This is a genomic window from Chitinispirillales bacterium ANBcel5, from assembly GCA_029688955.1.
GTDB classification, from domain to species: domain Bacteria; phylum Fibrobacterota; class Chitinivibrionia; order Chitinivibrionales; family Chitinispirillaceae; genus Cellulosispirillum; species Cellulosispirillum alkaliphilum.
The window spans coordinates 1-23,059 of record JARUKZ010000048.1 but is presented as its reverse complement, the minus strand read 5'-3'; the positions used below and the strand labels follow the sequence as shown (position 1 = coordinate 23,059).

At 42.8% G+C, this 23,059-nt stretch carries 15 protein-coding genes and 1 pseudogene; 13 read left to right on the top strand and 3 right to left on the bottom strand.

Translation table 11 applies throughout. From position 1 onward, the window contains the following. Positions 1–11 precede the first annotated feature (11 nt). From QA601_17095 to QA601_17085, 3 genes are all read right to left on the bottom strand, one after another. A complete protein-coding gene (locus QA601_17095; protein ID MDG5816816.1) occupies positions 12–1,304 on the bottom strand; it encodes a hypothetical protein in 1,293 nt (430 codons plus the stop codon). A 123-nt stretch (positions 1,305–1,427) separates the two neighbouring features. Beyond that, positions 1,428–2,132, bottom strand: coding sequence for an alpha/beta fold hydrolase (locus tag QA601_17090; protein MDG5816815.1), 705 nt, complete (start codon positions 2,130–2,132; stop codon positions 1,428–1,430). An 8-nt stretch (positions 2,133–2,140) separates the two neighbouring features. Next, complete coding sequence (locus QA601_17085) at positions 2,141–2,878, bottom strand: class I SAM-dependent methyltransferase (protein MDG5816814.1); 738 nt, start codon at positions 2,876–2,878, stop codon at positions 2,141–2,143. Between the two features lie 403 nt (positions 2,879–3,281). Between QA601_17085 and QA601_17080 the strand changes: the two genes are divergently transcribed. The 13 genes and pseudogenes from QA601_17080 to QA601_17020 all read left to right on the top strand — a co-directional run bounded on the left by QA601_17080 (position 3,282) and on the right by QA601_17020 (position 22,205). After that, entirely contained in the window at positions 3,282–4,658 is a 1,377-nt protein-coding gene (locus QA601_17080) for an aldehyde dehydrogenase (protein ID MDG5816813.1), read from the top strand. Positions 4,659–5,140: 482 nt separating this feature from the next. After that, on the top strand, positions 5,141–5,737 hold the full coding sequence (locus QA601_17075; protein MDG5816812.1) for a flavodoxin family protein: 597 nt from the start codon (positions 5,141–5,143) through the stop codon (positions 5,735–5,737). 347 nt (positions 5,738–6,084) lie between these two features. Then, the gene (locus tag QA601_17070; protein ID MDG5816811.1) at positions 6,085–6,990 is read left to right on the top strand and encodes a hypothetical protein; all 906 of its coding nucleotides are present in this window, start codon (positions 6,085–6,087) and stop codon (positions 6,988–6,990) included. 8 nt (positions 6,991–6,998) lie between these two features. Continuing rightward, positions 6,999–9,479 carry a hypothetical protein gene (locus tag QA601_17065; protein ID MDG5816810.1) on the top strand — a complete coding sequence of 827 codons (2,481 nt, stop codon included), beginning with the start codon at positions 6,999–7,001 and terminating at the stop codon, positions 9,477–9,479. A 100-nt stretch (positions 9,480–9,579) separates the two neighbouring features. Next, a complete protein-coding gene (locus tag QA601_17060; protein ID MDG5816809.1) occupies positions 9,580–10,674 on the top strand; it encodes a hypothetical protein in 1,095 nt (364 codons plus the stop codon). 399 nt (positions 10,675–11,073) lie between these two features. Continuing rightward, entirely contained in the window at positions 11,074–12,294 is a 1,221-nt protein-coding gene (locus tag QA601_17055) for a hypothetical protein (protein ID MDG5816808.1), read from the top strand. Positions 12,295–13,146: 852 nt separating this feature from the next. Beyond that, complete coding sequence (locus tag QA601_17050) at positions 13,147–14,595, top strand: DUF3375 domain-containing protein (protein MDG5816807.1); 1,449 nt, start codon at positions 13,147–13,149, stop codon at positions 14,593–14,595. Position 14,596: 1 nt separating this feature from the next. Further along, positions 14,597–15,193: a DUF4194 domain-containing protein gene (locus QA601_17045; GenBank protein ID MDG5816806.1), complete on the top strand. Its 597-nt coding sequence runs from the start codon at positions 14,597–14,599 to the stop codon at positions 15,191–15,193. Further along, positions 15,186–18,560 carry an ATP-binding protein gene (locus tag QA601_17040; protein ID MDG5816805.1) on the top strand — a complete coding sequence of 1,125 codons (3,375 nt, stop codon included), beginning with the start codon at positions 15,186–15,188 and terminating at the stop codon, positions 18,558–18,560. Before QA601_17045 ends, QA601_17040 begins: the two co-directional genes overlap by 8 nt. Beyond that, a complete protein-coding gene (locus tag QA601_17035; protein ID MDG5816804.1) occupies positions 18,557–19,774 on the top strand; it encodes a DUF2220 family protein in 1,218 nt (405 codons plus the stop codon). The genes QA601_17040 and QA601_17035 overlap by 4 nt, the downstream gene beginning before the upstream one ends. A gap of 250 nt (positions 19,775–20,024) precedes the next feature. Next, positions 20,025–20,252, top strand: coding sequence for an Abi family protein (locus QA601_17030; GenBank protein MDG5816803.1), 228 nt, complete (start codon positions 20,025–20,027; stop codon positions 20,250–20,252). Between the two features lie 154 nt (positions 20,253–20,406). Beyond that, positions 20,407–20,913: pseudogene (locus QA601_17025) on the top strand (Abi family protein). A gap of 623 nt (positions 20,914–21,536) precedes the next feature. Further along, complete coding sequence (locus tag QA601_17020) at positions 21,537–22,205, top strand: IS256 family transposase (GenBank protein MDG5816802.1); 669 nt, start codon at positions 21,537–21,539, stop codon at positions 22,203–22,205. The last annotated feature ends 854 nt before the right edge of the window (positions 22,206–23,059 follow it).

The following is a 23,059-nucleotide window of genomic DNA, read 5'->3' as shown; positions in this document are numbered from 1 at the left end:
CTTTTACACACCTACTTATACTCAGGATACATCCGGGTGGTTGGGGGAAGGGGTCGAGTCCAGGGTTCATTATTGTTATCCTGGAACCATGCGGAATCGTAGGTTTCAAGCAGACGTCTCAATCCCTCAGCCCAAAGATCTTCGGTTTCATCTATTGTTCGGCGTACCCACCACATTGTGGCAGTGCGCACGTGGTTGGGGTTGTGACCGCCCCAGTTTTTACGCCCCCCCCCCAGCAGTTCGTAAGTGTCAAAAAATTCACGGTTTGCGCGCCCATTCTCTGCGGCTTTGATGTAACGCTTTGTTTGAAACTGTAACCAGTTTGTGTCTGATGAGATTGCCCGGTAGGTCTGCCAGTAGGTGCGGGCAAGGGATCTGATATTTTTGTTATAGATACCCCGGGTAAGGGTTCTGAGTTTATTGTCGCTACTCCCAGGAATAAGATTGTCAACTGCCCAGCGCACAAAGCGCCGATCGTAATACCCGAACTGGTAATCACTATTAAGATTCAGCTGGCCTTCCTGATGTGGGCCACTGTGAAAAGGGTTTACCGGAGCTAAATCAATAAATGTTTGCCAGCTGAAAACAGTAAGCACCCTGCAAAAAAAGGAACGCATTCCACCATGTATACCATAATTAAACCCTAGGTCCTCCCTGTCACACCCGTTGCCATCAATCGCAGGTATTGCCAGCCAGGCATCTTCAATGGTTTGTGCCGGCAGTTCCCGGAGAGGTTGAATTTTTGGTTGATCTCCATCCACTCCGCCTGCTCGTTTAAGAGTTGGAATGTTGACTACTCCCGCTCCATTCACAAGCCATCTTTCATTCTTAAACTTTACTTTTACTGTTACAATAAATGCAGGCCAATTCACACCATTTAACAGCAGATGTCCGGAGCCACTGTTGTACTCAAGTACCACAAAACCATCGGGATGATCCTGTGCGTTGAGGATCAGATCAAAACCCCAACCATTCTTCGGGCAAACACTTTTACCCTGCTGGACTAACTCCCGGTAGGATTCTTTAAAACTTTCAGTTACCAGCGGGTTAAACCTAATCCACTCTTTTGTATTTTCATTGTGTGCAATGTATTCGTTCATAAATTTCACTGCAACGCATGGCCCTGACAAAGATTGAAGATCAGATTCCCGCAAACTTAAATCTGAAACAATGCCCGTTCCATACCCTGAACCGAAATGGTACGACTCATCCCCCGGGCACACCTGTTTAAGGTGACCCAGCAATAGGACAATGAAGATTAATATTATGCTTTTCATGTTTTTCTCTGTTACAGTTCTTTTCAATAAATATATCCTGAGTTTAATAATCTGATCAAATAATTGCCACAGTTTTTCACAAAATAAGCTGGAGTGCATTTTAGTACATAGCAATCATTTAAAATTAAACTATTATCCCTGTAACATCCCCTAATCATTCATCAAAATTGCGCTCAGTTCTTTGGCGTGTGAGAAATAGGGTGCATGCCCGGAATCCAGGGTTTTAAGCTCACACCCAGCGTTTTTATACATCGTTTCCTGAGTTTTGGGTGATAGCGACAGATCGTTATTGCAAACAATGCCGATTTTTTTGATGGCTCCCTTTGCTTTTATGCTGATAGGCACAGACAGTGGTAAAAGAGGCTGGGGAACGATTCTTTTTTGAGCATACGTTATATCTTCAGAAGAACACCTGTTAAATACCACTTCCCAAAATCCCGGTAACAAATCTATACACATTCTGCTCTTGTCTATTTTAGTGACCTTTTTTAGTTCCTGCTCTGCGTCTAAAAGCTTCCCTATGACACCACCATTGGCCGGTACCATTGCACAGACATAAATTACCTTTTGTACAAGATTACTATCTATGCATTCCAGTACTTTTGTTATAACAGCACCACCGAGGCTGTGTCCTACCAAAATAAGTCTGGAATCGATTCGTCTAATCTGATTGGTAATATGGTGTACATACTTTTCAAACGTTATTTCGCTGTAATTACCATTAAAATCACTCTCATGTCCCGGAAGATCAGGTGTGTAAACTCTATGCCCACATTGTTCGAGACAGTTTTTTACCTTGTGCCAGCACCATCCACCTATACTTCCACCATGAACTAAGAGAAAAGTACTCATCATCTATCCTTTCATTGCTCAAACGCTATTTCTCTCTCTTTTCTACAAAGTAACTCGCTGACAAAAGAGTCCTCTGACAAACGCTTCTTTTCTACTTTAAAACCTGCTATCTCTATCATGCCCTCCAGTATCCACCCAAATGTGCTGAATTCATCCCGTATATGCGTCTCAACCTCTGCCCCAAAAGCATCTCCAGCGGCCTTCTTGAACCCGGCCACAAAATCATTGATCTTTGTCTTATAGTTATCAGCCGTAACATTGAATACAACATCGCACAGATAAAGGACACCACCGGTTTTAATCATCTTATTCATTCGATACAGCGCAATCTGTTTCCAGAAGTCAGGGATGTGATGAAATGAATGTTTGGCCACAAGCAAATCAACCGGTTGAGCAGAGTGATTATAGGTTAAAAAACCTCCTGTATGAAACTCGACATTCTTTAGGTTTGCAGCTTCAGACTTATGTTTAGCCTCTGTGATCATTACTTCAGAAACATCCACAGCAAACACCTTTTTAAAGTGCTTTGAAGCATAGACAGTGGAAGCCCCGGTTCCGCAACCTAAATCTATCAAAGACATTTGCCTGGTTTCTTCATTGGCAGACAACGACAGAAAGTCCAGCATCCCCTCAAACTCTTTTTTGTAGTCACGAAACTGCAGATGCAACCAATCGTAGTTCTGGGCCTGTTTATCATCTGAGTAATCAACTCCACAATGTTTCATTTCATCGTAAAACCAGTTGCCCATAGTTGTTTCCTTTAGCTTTGAAATATTGTGAACCGAAAGATTCTGAGTATTGTTAATGAATGGTTACTATACGATATTCTAAAATAATTAAAAGTTGCTACCCTGCAATAATGTTCTACCTAACCAGCGAAAAAAACAATGGGTCAATAGCACCTTAGAAGTTTATTTAAATAGTTACACCGCTTGTCTGATATCGTTTTATTTGGCAGCTTGCACCATCAATACTATTTTAAATAGCGCTAACATCTGGTACATATCTTGCTTTCATTTCAGGATTTATCAGAGGAAATTAAGCTCAAAAAGGCTGTTTAATTCTGTTTACTATCATAAAAACTGATGCCTGGCACACTCACTGTTCTACACACGGACCCATCATGCCCATTATAACTACTGGAGAAACTGTATGACTTCTCAAACAGCGAATAAGCTATTGAAAAAGCAAAGAAAGTATTTCTACGAGGGACATACATTTCCGGCTTCCTTTAGAAAAAACGCGTTACTCTCACTCAGGAACGAAATTAAAAAAAGAGAGAACGACATCATTGAAGCTGTACATAAAGATTTGGGGAAATCCGAATTTGAAGCGTACACTAACGAGATTGGGATCCTCTATCTAGAGATAAAACATATACTAAAAAATCTTTCGAAGTGGATGAAGCCGGTAAAGGCGAAATTAGAGCTTCACCTATTGCCAGGATCGGGCAGAATCTATTCAGAGCCTTTTGGCAACACTCTAATCATCGCCCCCTGGAACTACCCTTTCCAGCTCATGATGGCACCCTTAATTGCAGCCATATCCGCAGGAAACACTGCTATTATTAAACCATCTGAATACGCTGTGAACACATCACAAATAATTTCTGAGATAATAAAAAGTATTTATAACGAAGAATTTGTAGCAGTAGTTAACGGAGGTGTTGATGTTACCAAAAATCTTCTTAAACTGGATGTTGACAAGATTTTTTTCACCGGAAGCGTACCAGTCGGTAAAATAGTAATGAAAGCAGCGAGCGAAAATCTGACCTCAGTTACTCTTGAGCTTGGTGGTAAAAGCCCGGCGATTATCGATAAAAGCGCAAACCTTAAAAGTGCGGCAAAAAAAATTGCCTGGGCCAAATTTAACAATGCTGGACAAACCTGTGTGGCACCTGATTATGTTTTAATCGACGAAACAGTCAAAGATAGCTTCCTGTGTCAGCTTCGAGATGCTTTGATAGATTTTTATGGAGAGACCCCCCAGCAGAGTAAAGATTACGGCAGGATAGTAAATGAAGGGCATTTTTCCAGGATTGTCGGTCTCATCGATAACGAAAAGGTGTACTACGGCGGGCAATCGGACAGAGAATCACTATACATTGCTCCTACTATTATGACCGATGTATCGGTTCGGGATAAAGTGATGGAAGATGAGATTTTTGGCCCCGTTCTGCCGGTACTGAGCTTTAACACACTTCAAGAAGCAGTTGGAATCATACGATCATATACCAAGCCACTTGCACTGTATGTATTCACCAAAGATAAGTCGGTGGAAAAGTTTTTTGTAGAGCGTGTATCGTTTGGTGGCGGGGGGATTAATACAGCCCTTTTGCATGTAGCTTCAAGTACACTTCCTTTTGGCGGAGTAGGACACAGCGGTACGGGCAGATATCATGGCAAATGGGGATTTGAAGAGTTCTCACATAAAAAATCGATATTAAAACAGCCCTCATTCTATGATCCCGGCGTTGCCTACCCGGGGAGCCAGTTACCGCTAAAATGGATTAAAAGGATTGTGGGGTGAGAGGAGTTAAATATTAGAGCTGTTTAGGAAAATATCACCATAGAAGTTTTGTTCTAATGTAAAAATTTAAATGCTTAGATCATTTAATTTTTTTTATGACCACTGTTAATAAAAGCGTGATACATCCACACCCCGTAGCTAGCAGCCCTTTACGTTGATGGTTGATTCAACAAAACAACACGTAAAACCCTCCTATTTATGAGCTTTTTGAGAAGTGTACTCTTATATTGCATGAGCGATGGTTGGTAAGTTTGATTTCTTATCGGCTTTTTTTATTTTGAAATCATATAGTATTGTTCAGGTGTGGATACCGGGTGGGAGGATTAAGACAATTAGTACTTATGATTATCCTCCACTACTTATGCAGCTACCAAAACCGCTAGTTACAGAAAGCTAAAAAGCTTTTGAGAGTTTTGCACCCGGGTAATATAATCGAGAAACTAAAAGCGCACTAAAGTCTGATTATTTGAAAGGGGAAGAAAATGAAAGTTGTTGGAATCTGTGGAAGTCCCAAAAAAGAAAACAGTACAACCCTTTTTGGGTTGGAAAAAGCCATGCAGGCAGTGAAGGGTTGTGGAGTTGATACCGAAATCGTGCAGCTTTCTCATCACTCATTCTCCGGTTGCATTGACTGTGGTAAATGCCGGGAAGAGTACACCTGTTCGCTTAATGATGACTTCACCAATAAAATAATGCCTCTTTTAAAAGGTGATGAAATCAAGGGGCTGATTCTTGGTTCCCCGGTTTATTTCGGTGGAGTAAGCTCACAAATGAAGATGTTTATCGATCGTTGCGTTTTATTCAGAAGAAACGGCTTCAGGTTCGAGAACCTGATAGCGGGAGTGCTGACGGTGGGCCGTTCAAGGAATGGAGGGCAGGAGCTCACTGCAATGGATCTTGTAAAGAATGCCATGATTCAGGGTATGACAGTCGTGTCGGATGCTTCACCGACAAGTCACTTCGGCGGTGTTTTTTGGAGTGGAAACCCCGGAGGTGTCGAACAAGATGAGACTGGTATTAAAACGGCACAAAATTTGGGCAAAAGAGTTGGGGAACTGGTGATAAAGGTGTTTGGTTGAAAACCGTGGTTTAAACGCCGGCAGAGGAGTAGTTTCTTTATAAGAGATTTTCCTTCGTAACAGCATTAACTATAATTAGAAACAGGCTGCATTGTTATTACAACGCAGCCTGTTTTTTTTAGCGCTGATTATTCATATGCATCTGACAGAAGATACCTTTACCTCCCCATTTTACAGTACAACCTATAATACAGTTACGCGTTTTTATACATTCAGAGCTTTTCGCCAAAACCTGTAACCATTCATTTAGATTGTTCTCTCTATTGCACTTGCACCGCCATACCACCTGTTATATATTGTAATTAGTCCAAACTAACTGCATAACAACATAAAGGGCTGCTTTTTTCATGAACCACTCAGATCTTGACTGGAGTGTAGCACCAAAGCCCCTGAAAAGGGAAACAAACCGGGTGCAGCAGGAAGACACTGAAGATGAAAGTCCCAAATTTGTCACCGGTATAGATGATTCAGAGCGGCAAATTGATGAAGACCACGAGCCCGAAGCGCGCCTCATATCTGCACAGTGGAAACCGGGTCCAAAGGGATTCATGTACAATGAACAGTGCTTTGTTGAGGTAAAAGCGGAGTATCTCAAGGAAACCATTCGTGCCAAAATAAGAGGTAAACTCTTTTGCACTTTCGATGGTAAGGAGGAGGATTTAGCACAGGTCGTTGAGGGGTTTATCGAAGATGACGGCACAGCTCTTATGGAGATAGAACATCTCTGGTATGTGGGCAATGCTCATCACAACTCCTGCAAAGAAGACCCTAATACTCCTTGCAGCTATACCATTAAGGATATCACCCACTCACGTGGTGAAAACACTATCGACAGCCCGCCGCTTGAGATGCCCTGGAAAAAGAATTTGCGCTGCGATTATGTGCAAATCCCTGCGGCTCTCTTTAGTTTTGACAGTGCCGTGCCCTGCATCGATAATGATGGCATACTGATAAAATCTCTCCTATCCACATTCAAATTTGCCTCTAGCAATCCCCAAAAGGAGGTGGTACTCTTTGGACACACCTGCACCGAAGGAAACGAGGAGTATAATTTTAAACTCTCAGAAGATCGCTGCAAAGCTCTTAAGGCAATGCTGGACAGTGATGAAACAGTTTGGGACGATATCACAAAAAGAAGAAGTCAAACTGAAGATTACCAGCAGATAATCAAGGTGCTGGGAAACAGGTATGGTTGGTCCTGTGATCCCGGTGAGGTGGATGGAAAACCGGGGCCCAAAACAAACGCAAATTAAGGCGTACAATGATGAAGAGCCCTGCGAACTGTGCTGTAAAAGAGTCAGGAGTTTATAGCCTGAAGATTTTTGGTATAGGTGAAGAGGACAGTGTAGAAAATATACGTTTTACCTTCGAAACAGAAAACAGTTGGATCTACACAGAAGATGAATATTCTGATCCAACGATTGTGCGTAAGTTTTCGGATGCAGATGATTCACTATCCGATACGACAATAACCCATGAAGAGCTTGCTCAAAGACCACTAATTGAACAGGTGCACTATTATGATCTTCCTCCTGCCTGGGACAGCCGAAACTGGTTTTGTGAGATTGAAGATAGAGCTGGTGTGTTTGATGAGCTTATTAAGGAAGAAACGGGAGAGGATAAACCGCTTGTTTTTTGCCTGGATGATATAGTTCTTACAGACAGGGCACTTGACCAGGGATCAATTCTTGACCAGAGTGCAGAAGCGGATGGTACACAGAGTGATTTTGAGCTGAGCAGAAGGCGTGGTACACCGGTAGCGTTCTCTGAAAAATCCCGTGCAAGGATGCTCTGTTTTGACCCTGAAAGCTCTAGGCTTAAGCTTTACAGTACAAATCCCCGTGGCTCAAAACAGGAGCGTCATGATGGATCGATCTTTCGTTTTTCAAGCGACTCCGAAGGCAATGTTAAAAACCATCTTAAGCATCCCCAACAAAACTTGCGGGCAGTGGTTTTTTGCGGCGAGTTTTACGATGTAACCAATAAGAGAACATCAGGTGGTGGTTCTACCAACCCCGAAGAGGGACATCTGGTGGGCGCAAGAGCTGCGGTGAGAAATGATGAAGATGTGCATTACGGAAAGAGTTTTATGGTGGATGGAAGTTCTCATGATAATGGTGCTGTTCATGCTCCGGGAATAGGAGATTTCGATTTGCATTACCTTCATGATTGTGGAAGCTCTTCTGACATAAACTACTCTTCCGTGATAGTATATTGGTCCTCATTTTTTCTCAAAGACACAAACCCCACTTTGGGAAGCGATGATGAGGATAGACAACCCGCGACAGATCGTGAAGTCGATGAGTTCAAAAGCATAGGTATGGAAAATGCCATGGAGCACCTAAATAAAAAAGGGTACCTTTTTACTGTGAAATCCGATGAAGATGAGGATCGTGTTATTCAGCCACTGTTTCTGTTTGAAGCAAATGAAACTTTGGATTACTCCCCTGATACACCTGTAGATTTTGTAGATAACCGTCATAATTGCAACTTACTTGGCGAGGATGATTTCGAAAATGCGTTAAGTGAGTCTCGCGGCGGAATACCTATGTCGCTCTCATTCATAACCGAGGAAGCAAAAGGAAGCTGGGTGTTATCCTGGAGGGGAAATAATGCTCCATTCAGCATTGTATCCTTACGTATAAGGACCCGAAATGATGATAACAACCGCTTTTCTAATTTTCCGGTTAATGAATATGGGGAAAGTTTCGGCTGTCTTGTAATTGCACATGAGTTGGGACATGCCACAGGTCAGGTTGATGATTATAATCAGACAGTAAGTGTTCGAAATGTCCTTACGTCCACAAGAGTTCCAAGCTTTGGCCAGTTTGGTTATGATAATTCGAATTCAAGAATTAGACCGACTAACGATAATTTTGTAAACCGTGTTTCTGGCTCAGACCCCTTCTCAGTAGACCATGATATTAATTCTCTTATGAGCAGAAACGGTCCTGTTCGCATGAGGCATATCTGGAGAGTAACACAATGGATAAATGACCTTGGAAAAAGTGGTCAACCTTTGCATGGATTTCTTGATGAGAAAAGTTTTGAAATCAGCTTTAGATACACAGATGAAGATGGGGATTCTAAAGAACTTAAATATTACAGGGATACAGATGATAATAATAACCCCTGGGAATACTCAAACGGTGTCACCATTGATGTAGACTCCCCAAGTGCTAAGAGAATGAATTTATATTTTTACCGGTGCCTGGATGAAAGTGGACATTATGTACGTCCGGCGCCATCAAGCGATATTTTTTTCAAGTCTTTATTGGTGGTTAGAGTCCTGTTTCACGTAGATTTCATTGATGGAAACACAAACTGGACAGATACACAAAAGCGCAATTGGGTAAGAGCGTTAAATGAAAGATTTATGGATCAGGATCCACTCGGTGGTGATAATCGTTATTACATAAGTGGCGGCGAGGGCGATACCGATCCGACTCTGTTGTATTTTAAACCTGGCTTCAACTTTTCTGACAATGATGAAGCCATATCATCTTCCAATTACACATTGGAAATTACCCATGGCAGTAATGCAGACATCAACTACACCTCAGATGACAGCACTGTAACGATGGGGAGAAATCTGGCAAACTGGCAAAACAGGTTGTTCAATCTCGTTTTCAATAAAGACTTGGGTGCAACAGATTTTTCACCAAATGATCTAACCTTTATTCTAAATTGGTATAATTCCAATATAAAAGAAGGAAACTCTTTGCATGAATTCTCTGTTTAAAAGAACACAACATAAAATAATTTCGATTTTGTTTTTTTCAGTTCTTCTCCACCTTTTTTGTTATGTAAAATCTTCAGAAATTGCTACCAAGGAGTCACACGTGAGTTATCCCATGTTGTTTGGAAACTACCAGCGAAATGGTTTTATGAATGGCCGTTGTCTGGCAAAAGGTGAAATAGACTGGTTTCTGCCCTTTAAAAATCACAGAGGTTCAGGGCCCAGAGTGTTACTTTCTGATGGAGATAACTGGTATTTACATTTCAGTGGTTTGCTCCTTCGTTTCAACCTTAAACCTGAAATTGTCTGGACACAGAATTATCGATCATACATGGATGCAATGATTATCGATGGGTATGTTTATCACTCGAACGGATCAACTGTTTACAAGCTTAACCAGGATAAAGAACAAATGGACGAGAGTTTTTTTGTTCCCAATGCAGATCAGATTCTCTTTGTGATGCCTGTGTCAGGAAATCATTTCTTCCAAACATTTATGAGGTTTGAGCAGGGAATGCCAGGTGATCCTGTTGGTGATGACATCTGGTCTTTTTCTCTTATTAATGATAACAATACTCCAATATACACCAGAGAATTTGATCAAAGACAATTACCCGCAATTGGGACATCGGGTTACAGCTCTCTTTTTATTCTAACCGGAGCTGGAGAAATAATGAGTTTAGATCCAAACACTGGAAATGAAAGATCTACAATTAATTTAAAAGATCGTGGTTTCATTCAAGCAAGCATGGATATGCAAGATAATCTCACTATTCTCGGTAACACAAAGGTACGGGGAGAAAGAGTTATCATAAAGTGCACACCTGATGGGAATATTATATGGGAATACCCTCTACCTCAAGCACATCTTCGTAGTTTCCTCCAACCCCCGGCATCAGCTCCTGATGGCCGCACCTACTTCATCCACGCTGACTCACTGTTCCGTATTACTGAAAACGGTGAAATGGAACGTGCCTACAGCCTCTCTCCGGACAATAATTTTCAATTTGTAACTGTTTTAAGCGATAATTCGGTGCTTGTTACCTCGAAAAATATGCTCACACATATAGACAGTTCAGGGGATTATGTCTTTACCCTCAATCTCGAAGATGACGAGCAGATAACAGCTCCGCCGGTAGTGGATAAAGATGGTGGGGTATTGCTGGCGACCGTTAATGGGGTGTACAGGGTGAAATGAAAGTAGGTGGGCCGGAAAAAAGGAAAAGCGTTTCCCCCTCACTTAAAAGTTTGAAGCTACGATGGTATGACATTTTTTTCGATGCAGGTAGTTTGAAATGCTTATACAAAGAAGAGTTATTTGAAAAACAGTTCATCCTTATTATAAACAATAACTAATAGCTGTTTGCAAAAATAACGAATTGGTTGCTCAAAGTGGATACCACATCATGTCATTCACAGCCAAAGGTAAAAAAAGGTTTCAACTCTTATTACAAAAAAGATGAATGAAGAATTCAACGTGCCAGCTGTGGTTTCAAGTGATGGCACTATTTATTGTGCAGGTACAACGTGCCTATACTGTTTCAAATAGGTGAAAAAGCGTATCCAGCGAATAAAGTGATTTCTTTAGGAACTTACTATGATTAGGAATCTTGCCCAAACGATCTATGGTGGAATAACTAAACCTACCTGCATATGTTTAGTTTCATGCTTTATGTTTTTTATGTACTCAGTTTCAGGAGCCGGGCAAAGTAAGGAGTCACACGTGAGTTATCCCATGTTGTTTGGAAACTACCAGCTAAATGGTTTTATGAATGGCCGTTGTCTGGCAAAAGGTGAAATAGACTGGTTTCTACCATTTAAAAATCACAGAGGCTCAGGGCCCAGAGTGTTACTTTCTGATGGAGATAATTGGTATTTACATTTCAGTAGTTTGCTTCTTCGATTCAATCTTAAACCTGAAATTGTCTGGACACAGAAGTATCGATCATACATGGATGCAATGATTATCGATGGGTATATTTATCACTCGAACGGATCAACTGTTTACATGCTCAACCAGAATAAAGAACAAGTGGATGGGAGCTTTTTTGTCCCCAATGCAGATCAGATTCTATTTGTGATGCCTGTGTCAGGGAATCATTTCGTCCAAACATTTATGAGGTTTGAGCAGGGAATGCCAGGTGATCCTGTTGATGATGACATCTGGTCTTTTTCTCTTATTGATGATAACGGTAACCCCCTTTTCACAGAGGAAACAACTGATAACTACTCACCTGCAGTTGTGACTGAAGATCACAGTACAATCATTGCTGTAAGTGGAGACGGACAGGTATTAAAAATTGATCCAACTACAGGAAAGGAAAAATCCTCCTTTGAAATTGAAAACCGTGGTTCCTGGCCTTCGGTCAGCCTTAGCCTAAAAAATGAACTCATGCTTATAGGAAATACTGGTTCAGGCGAAAAATCACTCATAAAGTATTCCCTTGATGGAACTATTCTTTGGGAATTTTTTCTCCCTGCTGCAGACCTCAGATCTTTTGTACAACCCCCGGCATCAGCTCCTGATGGCCGCACCTACTTCATCCACGCTGACTCACTGTTCCGTTTTACCGAAAACGGTGAAATGGAACGTGCCTACAGTCTCCCTCCGGACAATAATTTTCAGTTTGTAACTGTTTTAAGCGATAATTCGGTGCTTGTTACCTCAAAAAATATGCTCACTCATATAGACAGTTCGGGGGATTATCTCTTTACCCTCAACCTCGAAGATGACGAGCAGATAACAGCTCCGCCGGTAGTGGATAAAGATGGAGGGGTATTGCTGGCGACCGTTAATGGGGTGTACAGGGTGAAATGAAAGTAGGTGGGCCGGAAAAAAGGAGTACAGTTCAACGACAGTCCACATGTGGGCCATAGAACATCCTTGCCTATTGGACCATTAAAAATGCATGGATCGATATGGCCTCATAGCAGCTACGGAACCAGGGCAACCTTTTAAGCGTGATGATCCGTTTTTTTTGGGGAGGGGATGAAGACAAAATCTGGGATGTAGAACGCGCTAAATGAGATAACGGCCTTTTTCCTACACCTCTTCTTTCTCTCTAAGCGCTGAACGCACGGGATATTCGTTGGTGCCAGCAAGAATGTAGGAGTAAAAGATTAGGAAAAACCATCTTTCCCATTCCCTTTCCCTTTTCCTGCTCAAAGCTCATAGCTAGATAAAAAGGGATGTTTATGGGGCTAAAGGCGATTGACTGGGTCACCCCCGGGCGTCAATGGTGAAAACGTGAAAAGATCCGTTTGGGGGGACCCTTCAGCTATAATCCCGGGAGGAGAGAAAAAACCAAATAGTAACCCAACTTTTCACTCTAATGCGGCAGGCAGGACGGAAGGAACGACTATGGCCAAGGAGATACGACGAGCCTTCCCGTACTCCGCGGTAGTCTGCTACGTAGGACGTGGAGAACATTGTGCCCGAATGGGTAGTGCCGACCCGAGTCTTCGATGGTGCCGCCCTGATTAGCTTTGAGCTTAGAGCACAAAAAAAAGCACATTTCACCCACAATCCCTACCACCACCGGCCCCAAAAACAGCCTCTGTAGCACACGTAACCCCCAATGCATAAAAATCACCCAAAGCAGCACTATCGGGCGGTGCAAATTGCTATTTTTATAACAATCTGACAGGTCACATATTTTAAGGTTATTTCATGAGCTTAGCGTACAGCGATCTTCTCCAGCTTTTTAAATTTCACCCCGGGTGGAGACTCCTCAGAGCGGATAATGCCCCGCTTATACTGTCCTTTTTAGATAAAACCTTCATCGAACCCAATGTACGCACAATCAGCCAGTCTGACCTTATAGCGCGGCTTGAAGACACACTTTATGAGCTTCATCAAAGCCAGAATACCGAGCACTACCCCCGCAGTGCTTCAGCCTACCTGGAAGAGTGGGCCCATGATTCAAAGGGATGGCTTCGCAAATACTATCCCGATGACAGCGATGAGCCCCATTTTGACCTCACTCCTGCAACCGAGAAAGTTATCGGTTGGCTTGAAAGTCTCTCGGGGCATGCCTTTATAGGCACAGAATCAAGGCTGATGACCATTTTTGAACTTCTCAGACAGATGGTTATCGGAACCGAAACCGATGAAGCCACCAGGATCGAAGCGCTTGAGGCAGAAAAGGCCCATATTGACAGACAGATCGAAGCTATCAGAAACGGAGAGATGCCGCTTCTCGATGAAACCGCGCTCAGAGAGCGTTTTATGCAGTTTAGTACGATGTCCAATGATTTACGCAGTGATTTCAGAGCCGTGGAAGAGAACTTCCGTAAACTTGACCTTCAGGTTAGAGAAAAGATCGCGCTGTTTGAAGGTAGTAAAGGAGAGCTGCTTGAGGAGGTATTTGGTGAACGGGATGCAATAACCGATTCGGATCAGGGGAGAAGTTTTAAGACATTTTGGGACTTTCTCATGTCTCCATCAAGCCAGGAGGAATTTTCTGAGCTGCTTGAGAAGGTTTTTTCCATGGATTGTATCAGAATTTCAAAACCCGACGGTCGCCTTAAACGTATCCATTTTGACTGGCTTGAAGCCGGTGAAAAGACTCAGCGAACCGTTGCAAGTCTCTCGCAGCAACTGCGGCGCTATCTTGACAATCAGGCCTATCTTGAAAATAAAAGAATTATGAGCATTCTCGACACTATCTCTCAGGGGGCACTGAAAGTAAAACACTCTATGCCCAAAAACCGCACATTTATGACTCTGGATAAGATCTCGCCTGAGATTCAGCTCATTATGGAGCGCCCTCTTTATAAGCCCACTGCAAAGGTCGATCTTTCTTCGGTGATCCGTGAGGCCAATGAGGAGGTGTTTGACTCAGAAGCATTGTTCAATCAGATCTATATTGACAGAGCTGAGCTTGAAGCCAATATTCGCAGAGAGCTTCAAACAGTGTCACAGATCACTCTTTCTGCGCTGATTGAAAAATATCCTCTGCACAAGGGTCTGGCAGAGCTTCTTTGCTACGTTTCCATAGCAAGCGCGGGTAAATTAAGTGTGTTTGATGAAGAGAATGAAGAGTCGGTTTGCTGGGAAGACAGTAAGGGGCGGTTACGCAAAGCAATGCTTCCCCGTATCATTTTCAACAGGAGTTAAGATGTCCGATCAGACACAGCCGGATAAGGCATTCTCAAGGGTCATGATAAACCTGCTCAAAGGGGTTATTTACGCCGAGGAAGAGCCAAAGCTCTGGCAACAGCTTCTTAATCTTCAGGCCCGTGTTCGGGATTATGCAAAGCAGATAGGATTATCGCTTGAAATTTCCGAAGAGGAGGGGTTTGCCTGGTTAAAAACGATTGATGAGCAGGAAGAGGGCGAAGAGATGCCACGCCTTATAAGCCGCCGCCAACTCTCCTACCCTGTCAGTCTTTTGCTCGCACTGCTTCGGCGACGATTGGCTGAACATGACGCTACAAGCAGCGACAATCGTCTTATATTAAGTAAAAATGATGTAATTGAAATGATTACTACTTTTCTTCCATCAGGATCAAACGAAGTAAAAATTGTTAATCAGGTAGAATCTTATCTGAAAAAAATTGCTGACATGGGTTTTATTCGTTATTTGCGCTCTGATAAAGACACTATCGAAGTGCGCAGAATTCTCAAGGTGTTTATCGATGCTCAGTGGCTCAATGAATTTGATCTGCGGATAAAGGAGTATCTGCTATCAGGGAGGGGTGCAGAGGATGAATGATCAGCTATCGTTTAGTTTTGATGAAAATGATGCGCTTGCGGGGTTTAGACTCAACCGCGCAGAAGTATACAACTGGGGCACATTCCATCAGAAAGTATGGACCATCTCTCCTGAAGGAAAAAATGCTCTTCTTACCGGTGATATCGGATCTGGTAAATCAACCATAGTAGACGCGATCACCACATTGCTTTTTCCATCACACAGGATTGTGTACAACAAGGCAGCCGGTGCTGATACAAAAGAGCGTTCGCTGCGATCGTATGTTAACGGTTATTACAAGACCGAACGCAACGATGGAGGTGTGGGAGCCAAACCTGTTGCATTAAGAGACCAAAGCAGCTTCTCTGTCATTCTTGGAGTTTTTGCAAACACCGGCTATCATCAAACCGTTACACTTGCACAGGTATTCTGGCAAAAGGACCCTTCAGCACAGCCTAACCGTTTTTTCGTGGTTGCAGATTGTGAACTAACCATTGCCCGGCACTTTTCCGGTTTTGGCTCCGACATTAAAGACCTGAAAAAGAAAATTAAGGCCATTCCCAGGGTGGAGGGAGTGTACGATAGCTTTCCCCCTTATGCGGCATCATTTCGCCGCCGCTTCGGCATTGAAAATGAACAGGCACTGGAGCTGTTTCATCAGACTGTATCGATGAAATCAGTGGGTAATCTCACCGATTTTGTCAGAATGCATATGCTTGAGCCCTTTGATGTAGAGTCACGGATTGCCGCACTGATTTCTCATTTTGATGATCTCAACCGGGCTCATGAGGCTGTACTTAAAGCAAAATCTCAGGTTCAAAAACTTACGCCCATTGTAAATGATTTAGATAAACATCATAAAACCTTAGAGCACTGTCAGAACTACAGAGTTCTCCGTGACTCCCTTAGATCCTACTTTGCCCGGTTAAAAAGCCAGCTGCTTGAAAAAAGACTCAAAAGCCTTACGGATGATCATGTCAGACTGAATGGAAATATAGAACAGACAAAAGGTACTATCACCCAAAAGCAGGGAGAGCGCGATGAGCTTAAGCAGGCCATAGCCGACAACGGAGGCGACCGGTTGGAGCGCCTTAAGGGTGAGATAAATGGCCTTGGATCTGACAAAGAAAAACGCCTGCAGGCGTTTAATCAGTACAATACCCTGGCAGAACAGCTCTCTTTTGAAAACGCGCTTTCTCTGGAAGCATTCCTCACTAACCGACAGTATATCAGTAAAGCAATGGACAGTAATGAGGAGCAAGAGGCACATCTTGAAAACAGTCGCCGTGAAGAGGACGTGCAGATGGCCCGTCTTCGTGAAGAGCACAGTAAAGTGACAGAAGAGGTTGAGTCTCTGCGCAAGCGGCGCAGTAATATCGATTCGCATCAAATCAGAATCAGGGATGAATTGTGCAAAGCCCTCGGTATCAGTGAACAGGAGATACCCTTTGCCGGGGAACTCTTGCAGGTAAGAGCAGAAGATAGTGAGTGGGAGGGGGCAATCGAACGTGTGCTTCACAATTTTGCTATGTCACTGCTTGTACCCGATCGCCTGTATAAAGATGTATCATCCTGGGTGGATTCCACCGATCTTAAGGGGCGACTTGTTTACTACCGTACTGTTTCAAAACAAACTAAAAGCGCAGCCGACCTTCATCCGGACAGTATGGTCAGAAAACTATCGGTTAAACCAGACAGCGAATTTTACTCCTGGCTTGAAACGCAACTTGTAAGAAGGTTTGACTTTGTTTGCTGTTCATCCCTCGAACAGTTTCGCAAAGAGAAACAGGCGCTTACTGTTTCTGGTCAGATTAAAGGCACCGCAAACCGTCACGAAAAGGATGACCGGTTTACTTTGCATGACAGAAGCCGTTATGTGCTTGGATGGGATAATAAAGCTAAACTGAAAGCGCTAGAGGAACAGATACTAAGTCTTGAAAAGGAGATTCAGGGTTGTGCTGTTACAATAAGTGACCTGCAAAGCAAACTTAAACAGCTCAGGATTCGTAGTGAAAACCTGGTTCGCCTTGATTCTTTTTCCAGCTTTGAAGAGATCGACTGGAAACCTTTGTCAGTACGAATTGTTGAACTGGAGCAGGAGCGCAAGGAACTGGAAAGTGCATCTGATGTCCTTAAAACACTTAACATAAAACTTGAGCAACTTAACAGGGATCTAAAGGAATCTGAATCACAACTTGATTCATTTAAGGATGCGAGGTCGAAAAACGAGGAGAAGCAGAGTAACGCAAAAGAGCTGCTCGAACAGTGCAGGGAGATCATTCGCGGTGAAATAAACCGGCTTGAAGATTCACGTATCGAACAGCTAAATGCAGTTCGAGACAAAGTGCTGGGAACTCATACACTGAGGGTTGAGTCGTGTGATATCAGGCAGCAGGAGATCCGTGAACACCTCCAGGGAAAAATTGACTCTGAAGAGAAGAAGCTAAGAACACTTTCAGAAAAGATCATTCGTGCTATGCAGGATTATCGCCGGGATAACATTGCCGAAACTGCAGATATCGACGCAACAATCGAATCGGGATCTGAATTTCGCACAATGCTTGCACAACTTGAAGCCGATGATCTCCCAAAGTTTGAGCACCGTTTTAAGGAACTGCTGAATGAAAATACTATTAGAGAGATTGCAAACTTTCAGTCTCAGCTTAACCGCGAACGCCAGGAGATACGGGAGCGAATTGAAAGGATCAACCAATCCCTTACTGCAATAGAATACAATAAGGGCCGCTATATTGTGCTTGAAGCACAGGAGAACACCGATGCCGAAGTACGGGATTTCAGAATGGCTCTGCGGGCATGCACCGAGGGTAGTCTGACAGGGTCAGAAACGGATCAGTATGCGGAAAGCAAATTTCTTCAGGTCAAAGCAATAATTGACCGGTTTCGTGGCCGTGAAGGTTCATCCGATATGGATAAGCGCTGGACACAAAAGGTCACCGATGTCCGTAACTGGTTTAGCTTCGCAGCATCAGAGCGGTACATGGAGGACCATAGCGAATATGAGCACTACACCGATTCAGGCGGCAAGTCGGGTGGGCAAAAAGAGAAACTTGCGTACACAGTTCTTGCGGCAAGCCTTGCCTACCAGTTTGGGCTGGAATGGGGTGAGATTCGCTCCAGAAGTTTTCGTTTCGTGGTTATTGATGAAGCATTTGGGAGAGGGTCTGATGAATCCGCCCGGTTTGGACTCGAACTTTTCAAGCGCCTCAACCTGCAGCTCTTGATTGTAACCCCGCTTCAGAAAATACATATAATAGAACCTTATGTGTCATCTGTAGGATTTGTGTACAGCCCCGAAGGACGGGAATCGATGCTGCGTAATCTCACCATTGAAGAGTATGTTGCAGAAAAAGAGGCCAATGCCTTGTGAACAAAAGTAAAGTGAATCGATGGACCACTACCGATGATATTAAAAACCTTCTGCTGCGAAAATGGAAAAAGGGCGACTTTCTTCGGGAAACCCTAAAACCCACTATCACTTTTCCCATGGAGATTGCTCTTAAATTTCCAAAAGGAAAATCACTAAGCGACAATTTTGGTCCGGCAATGGAGTGGGCCAAAATGTACAGAACCACAACAGTTGCGCAGTTGCCCTATACCGTCGTATGGAGTGAATTCAATTTCCGTGAAGTCGGTCGTAATACAATACCTGTGGCGGTTCAGTTTGAAAACATTGAAAACATTACGAAGTTTTTAAACAAGAACAGACTGAGTACTGTGTTCAAGGATGCTTCTCAGAAGCTTTTAACAGCACTTCCAAAACTCGAATCGTGGGTGTATAGCAGACCCTTTTGTCTTCTTGAACTTGCCCCGGTTTTAGACCGACTTATCGCTGTCGTCGAATGGATTTTGCGACACCCCAGACCCGGTATTTATATCAGGCAGATCTCCATTCACCGGGTCGACACAAAATTCATAGAAAAACACAAAAAAGTTCTCGGTGAATGGCTTGACCTGATTCTTGACTCATCACAAATATATACTCTGTACAGTGGGACAAGATACTTTGAACCTCGCTACGGTTTTCTATCCAAACAACCCCTTATCAGATTCAGAATACTGGACTCTGATCTATGTATAAACGGGCTTAGTGACATGGCTCTTCCTGCAGATCAGTTTTGCAGGTTAAATATCGATGCAGAGCATGTTTTTGTAACGGAAAACGATATCAACGGGCTCTGTTTTCCTTCCGTTAAAGGCGCGATTGTTATTTTTGGCCGGGGCTATGGATTTGACTATCTTGAAAATGCGCAATGGCTCAAACAAAAGGCGATTTGGTACTGGGGCGATATCGACACACACGGATTTGCCATTTTGAATCAATTCAGAGTCTTCTTTCCACAGGCACAGTCATTTTTGATGGACCGTGATACGCTTCTTGCTCATAGGGATCATTGGGTTGAGGAGAAAGTACCTTCAAATGCAAGGCTTGATAATCTCAGTAAGCAGGAGACGTCCCTCTATGAAGAGCTTGTTGAAGATCAATTGGGGAAAGCGGTGAGGCTTGAACAGGAGTTGGTTCAGTTTGAGTGTGTAAAGAGAGGTTTAGAGAAGTTAGTACATACCCCTATTTCTTTAGGTTAACATTTTTAGGGCGATTTAAACCCATACCAGTTTCAACAGCTCACAGGACAAAACAACAATAATCTTTGTGGTGCACCGAGGCTATACTTTACAACAAACATTTCTATCATCTACGGAATTATTAATTACAACAAGTATACGCACCGGAACAATTTTTGTGGTATATTAGCAGTAGCATACCCCCCAAGCCTCTTTCGCCCTGCGGAACGCTCAATTCTGGGGGGTTTTCGTTTTGTGGGGGTAGTGGGATATGAAATACACTAAACCGCCACTAACCTTTGAAGCCCAGGCAGATCTTCTGCTTGAACGTGGTTTAATAGCAGATCGTACCACTCTAATTAAGCGACTGGAATCAGTCAGTTATTACCGTCTAAGTGGTTATCTGTTCCCTTTTAGAAAATCCGATGATTCCTACAAAAGTGGTACAAATTTTGAACCGTCTGTAAACGCCACACCTTTGACCGGCAGTTACGAATAGTTGTGCTTGATGCAATCGAACGGGTAGAAATTGCTGTTCGAACCAACCTTGTCTGCATACATACACACCTGTATGGGCCTTTCGGATACACAGCACCCACAACACTACCCCGTATCAGCTCTGAAAAGCATGCCGACTTCCTAAAAAACTTGAAAAGGAACGAATCCGCAACAAAGAAGTCTTTGTAAAACATTTCGTTTCCAAATATGGTGACTACCACAAAGACCTTCCTTTCTGGATGGCAGCAGAGATCATGTCTTTTGGAATGACATTAACTCTACTTAATGGTGTAGAAAAGTCTATCCGCCAAAAATTGGGAGCACTGTATGGTGTTGCAGATGATGTACTGCTATCATGGATGAGATCGTTAAATGGAGTGAGAAACATCTGTGCACACCACTCACGTTTGTGGAACCGGGAACTGGGGTACCGTGCATTAATCCCAAGAAAGAACAAGTATCCTGAATGGCATTATCCGATTGAAGTAAAAGGGAACAGAATTTTCGGAGTGCTTACGGTACTTAAATATATGCTCAACCGAATAGCTCCACAGAGCGATTGGAAGAACAGATTAATCGATCTTTTTAGTAGATACCCCCAAGTTCCAAAAGGGCCTATGGGTTTTGAAAAGAACTGGCAGGATTGTACCCTATGGAAGTAAATGCAGTCACACGGAACCGGTACCCCCAACCCTGCGACTCCAACAGACCTACGCTCAAGGTGAGCAAAGCCAAGCTCGAAGCTTTCCCCTTCTTCACCCCAATGCCCAAGCGCCACAACGTAGCAAAAATCCATCGACCGCATCATCCTTACCCACTAACAGTTGATAAGGAGCGCCTGGGTGAAGATTACTAAGAGGTGGCTTGTAGAGTGTCGGGGCCTCCATTATTCCCCGGGAGGTGTATAAGAAAAACGTTCGTTAATCATAGCGATCTCAAGTTTTCTTTTTCTCTTCGAGTAGCTTTTTAAACATTTCAACCAGATCAACTATTTTTGTGCAAGGGTTAGTATCTGTGGGTGAGATGTTTCTGTCAGTGACATCATCTAAGAGCCGCCTGGCATTACGAACTGCAGTGTTTAGTCTGGGTTCCAGTTCAGAGAACAGTGAGGCATCATTTTTTCATTTTATTTCTTAGAGCTTGATGAGATGCCTTCCCATCGAGCTCTAAGACCGGGATATTTGGCTAAAAGACAGATGGTTTTGCCCTTTACAGCTCAATTTAAGCAATTAGGTCGTCTAATTCTGGTCCGACCCCAACTAAGTTGGAGTAAAAGTCAAAGGTTGTGAAAAAAGCGGTATATCTGGCGATTGGTGTAGATAGCGATGGCATGCGGGACATTCTGGGGCTTTGGATACAGCAACAAGAGGGTGCATCGTTCTGGATGGCAATACTCGATGAGCTCAAGCAGAGAGGGGTTGAGGATATACTGATAGCCTGCGTAGATGGACTGAAGGGCTTTGAGCAAGCGATTAATGCGGTTTTTCCTAATACAGTGGTCCAGCTCTGCATTGTACACTTGATCCGCAACAGCCTTCGTTTTGTGTATTATAAAGACAAGCCTGCCCTTATTAGTGACTTACAGGATATCTATCGGGCCACAAATGAGGATCATGCAAGAGAGGCTCTTGAAGCACTTGAGTCAAAGTGGAAAGGAAAATACCCCCATGTACTGAAGATCTGGAAGAATAACTGGGATCTGATTGTTCCTTGCCTTTCCTACCCTGCAGAACTGAGGAAAATCGTCTATACAACCAACACCATAGAGTCAGTGAATAAGGGGCTAAGAAGAGTGCTTAAAACCAAAGGGAGCTTCCCATCAGATCAGTCTGTCGAGAAGCTTTTATACCTTTCGATTATTAATATTGTTAAGAAGTGGAATAACCCAATCCTTGGATGGAGGCTGATATGTAGCCAACTGGAAATACTTTACGAAGGTAGATTAAGAAAGTAAAGAACAGAAAACGAATTTACACAAAAATTTTGACACACCCTCCATTTCAATTTGAAATGAGACTGATCACCTGCTGAGTAGCTTCATTTCAAATTGAAATGAGACTGATCACCTACTGAGTAGCTCTATTTTAAATTGAAATGAGACTGATCACCTACTGAGTAGCTCCATTTTAAATTGAAATGAGACTGATCACCTATGGAGTAGCTTCATTTTAAATTGAAATGGGACTGATCACCTACTGAGTAGCTCCATTTTAAATTGAAATGAGACTAATCACCTATGGAGTAGCTTCATTTTAAATTGAAATGAGACTAATCACCTATGGAGTAGCTCCATTTCAAATTGAAATGAGACTGATCACCTACTGAGTAGCTTCATTTTAAATTGAAATGAGACTAATCACCTATGGAGTAGCTCCATTTCAAATTGAAATGAGACTGATCACCTACTGAGTAGCTTCATTTTAAATTGAAATGAGACTAATCACCTACTGAGTAGCTTCATTTTAAATTGAAATGAGACTGATCACCTACTGAGTAGCTTCATTTTAAATTGAAATGAGACTAATCACCTACTGAGTAGCTCCATTTCAAATTGAAATGAGACTGATCACCTACTGAGTAGCTCCATTTTAAATTGAAATGAGACTGATCACCTACTGAGTAGCTCCATTTTAAATTGAAATGAGACTGATCACCTACTAAGTAGCTTCATTTTAAATTGAAATGAGACTAATCACCTACTGAGTAGCTCCATTTTAAATTGAAATGAGACTAATCACCTACTGAGTAGCTCCATTTTAAATTGAAATGAGACTAATCACCTACTGAGTAGCTTCATTTTAAATTGAA

Coding starts and splice junctions, on each gene's coding strand:
- QA601_17090 (MDG5816815.1), bottom strand. CDS start 2,132: ATGATGAGTACTTTTCTCTTAGTTCATGGTGGAAGTATAGGTGGATGG.
- QA601_17085 (MDG5816814.1), bottom strand. CDS start 2,878: ATGGGCAACTGGTTTTACGATGAAATGAAACATTGTGGAGTTGATTAC.
- QA601_17080 (MDG5816813.1), top strand. CDS start 3,282: ATGACTTCTCAAACAGCGAATAAGCTATTGAAAAAGCAAAGAAAGTAT.
- QA601_17075 (MDG5816812.1), top strand. CDS start 5,141: ATGAAAGTTGTTGGAATCTGTGGAAGTCCCAAAAAAGAAAACAGTACA.
- QA601_17070 (MDG5816811.1), top strand. CDS start 6,085: ATGAACCACTCAGATCTTGACTGGAGTGTAGCACCAAAGCCCCTGAAA.
- QA601_17065 (MDG5816810.1), top strand. CDS start 6,999: ATGATGAAGAGCCCTGCGAACTGTGCTGTAAAAGAGTCAGGAGTTTAT.
- QA601_17055 (MDG5816808.1), top strand. CDS start 11,074: ATGATTAGGAATCTTGCCCAAACGATCTATGGTGGAATAACTAAACCT.
- QA601_17050 (MDG5816807.1), top strand. CDS start 13,147: ATGAGCTTAGCGTACAGCGATCTTCTCCAGCTTTTTAAATTTCACCCC.
- QA601_17045 (MDG5816806.1), top strand. CDS start 14,597: ATGTCCGATCAGACACAGCCGGATAAGGCATTCTCAAGGGTCATGATA.
- QA601_17040 (MDG5816805.1), top strand. CDS start 15,186: ATGAATGATCAGCTATCGTTTAGTTTTGATGAAAATGATGCGCTTGCG.
- QA601_17030 (MDG5816803.1), top strand. CDS start 20,025: ATGAAATACACTAAACCGCCACTAACCTTTGAAGCCCAGGCAGATCTT.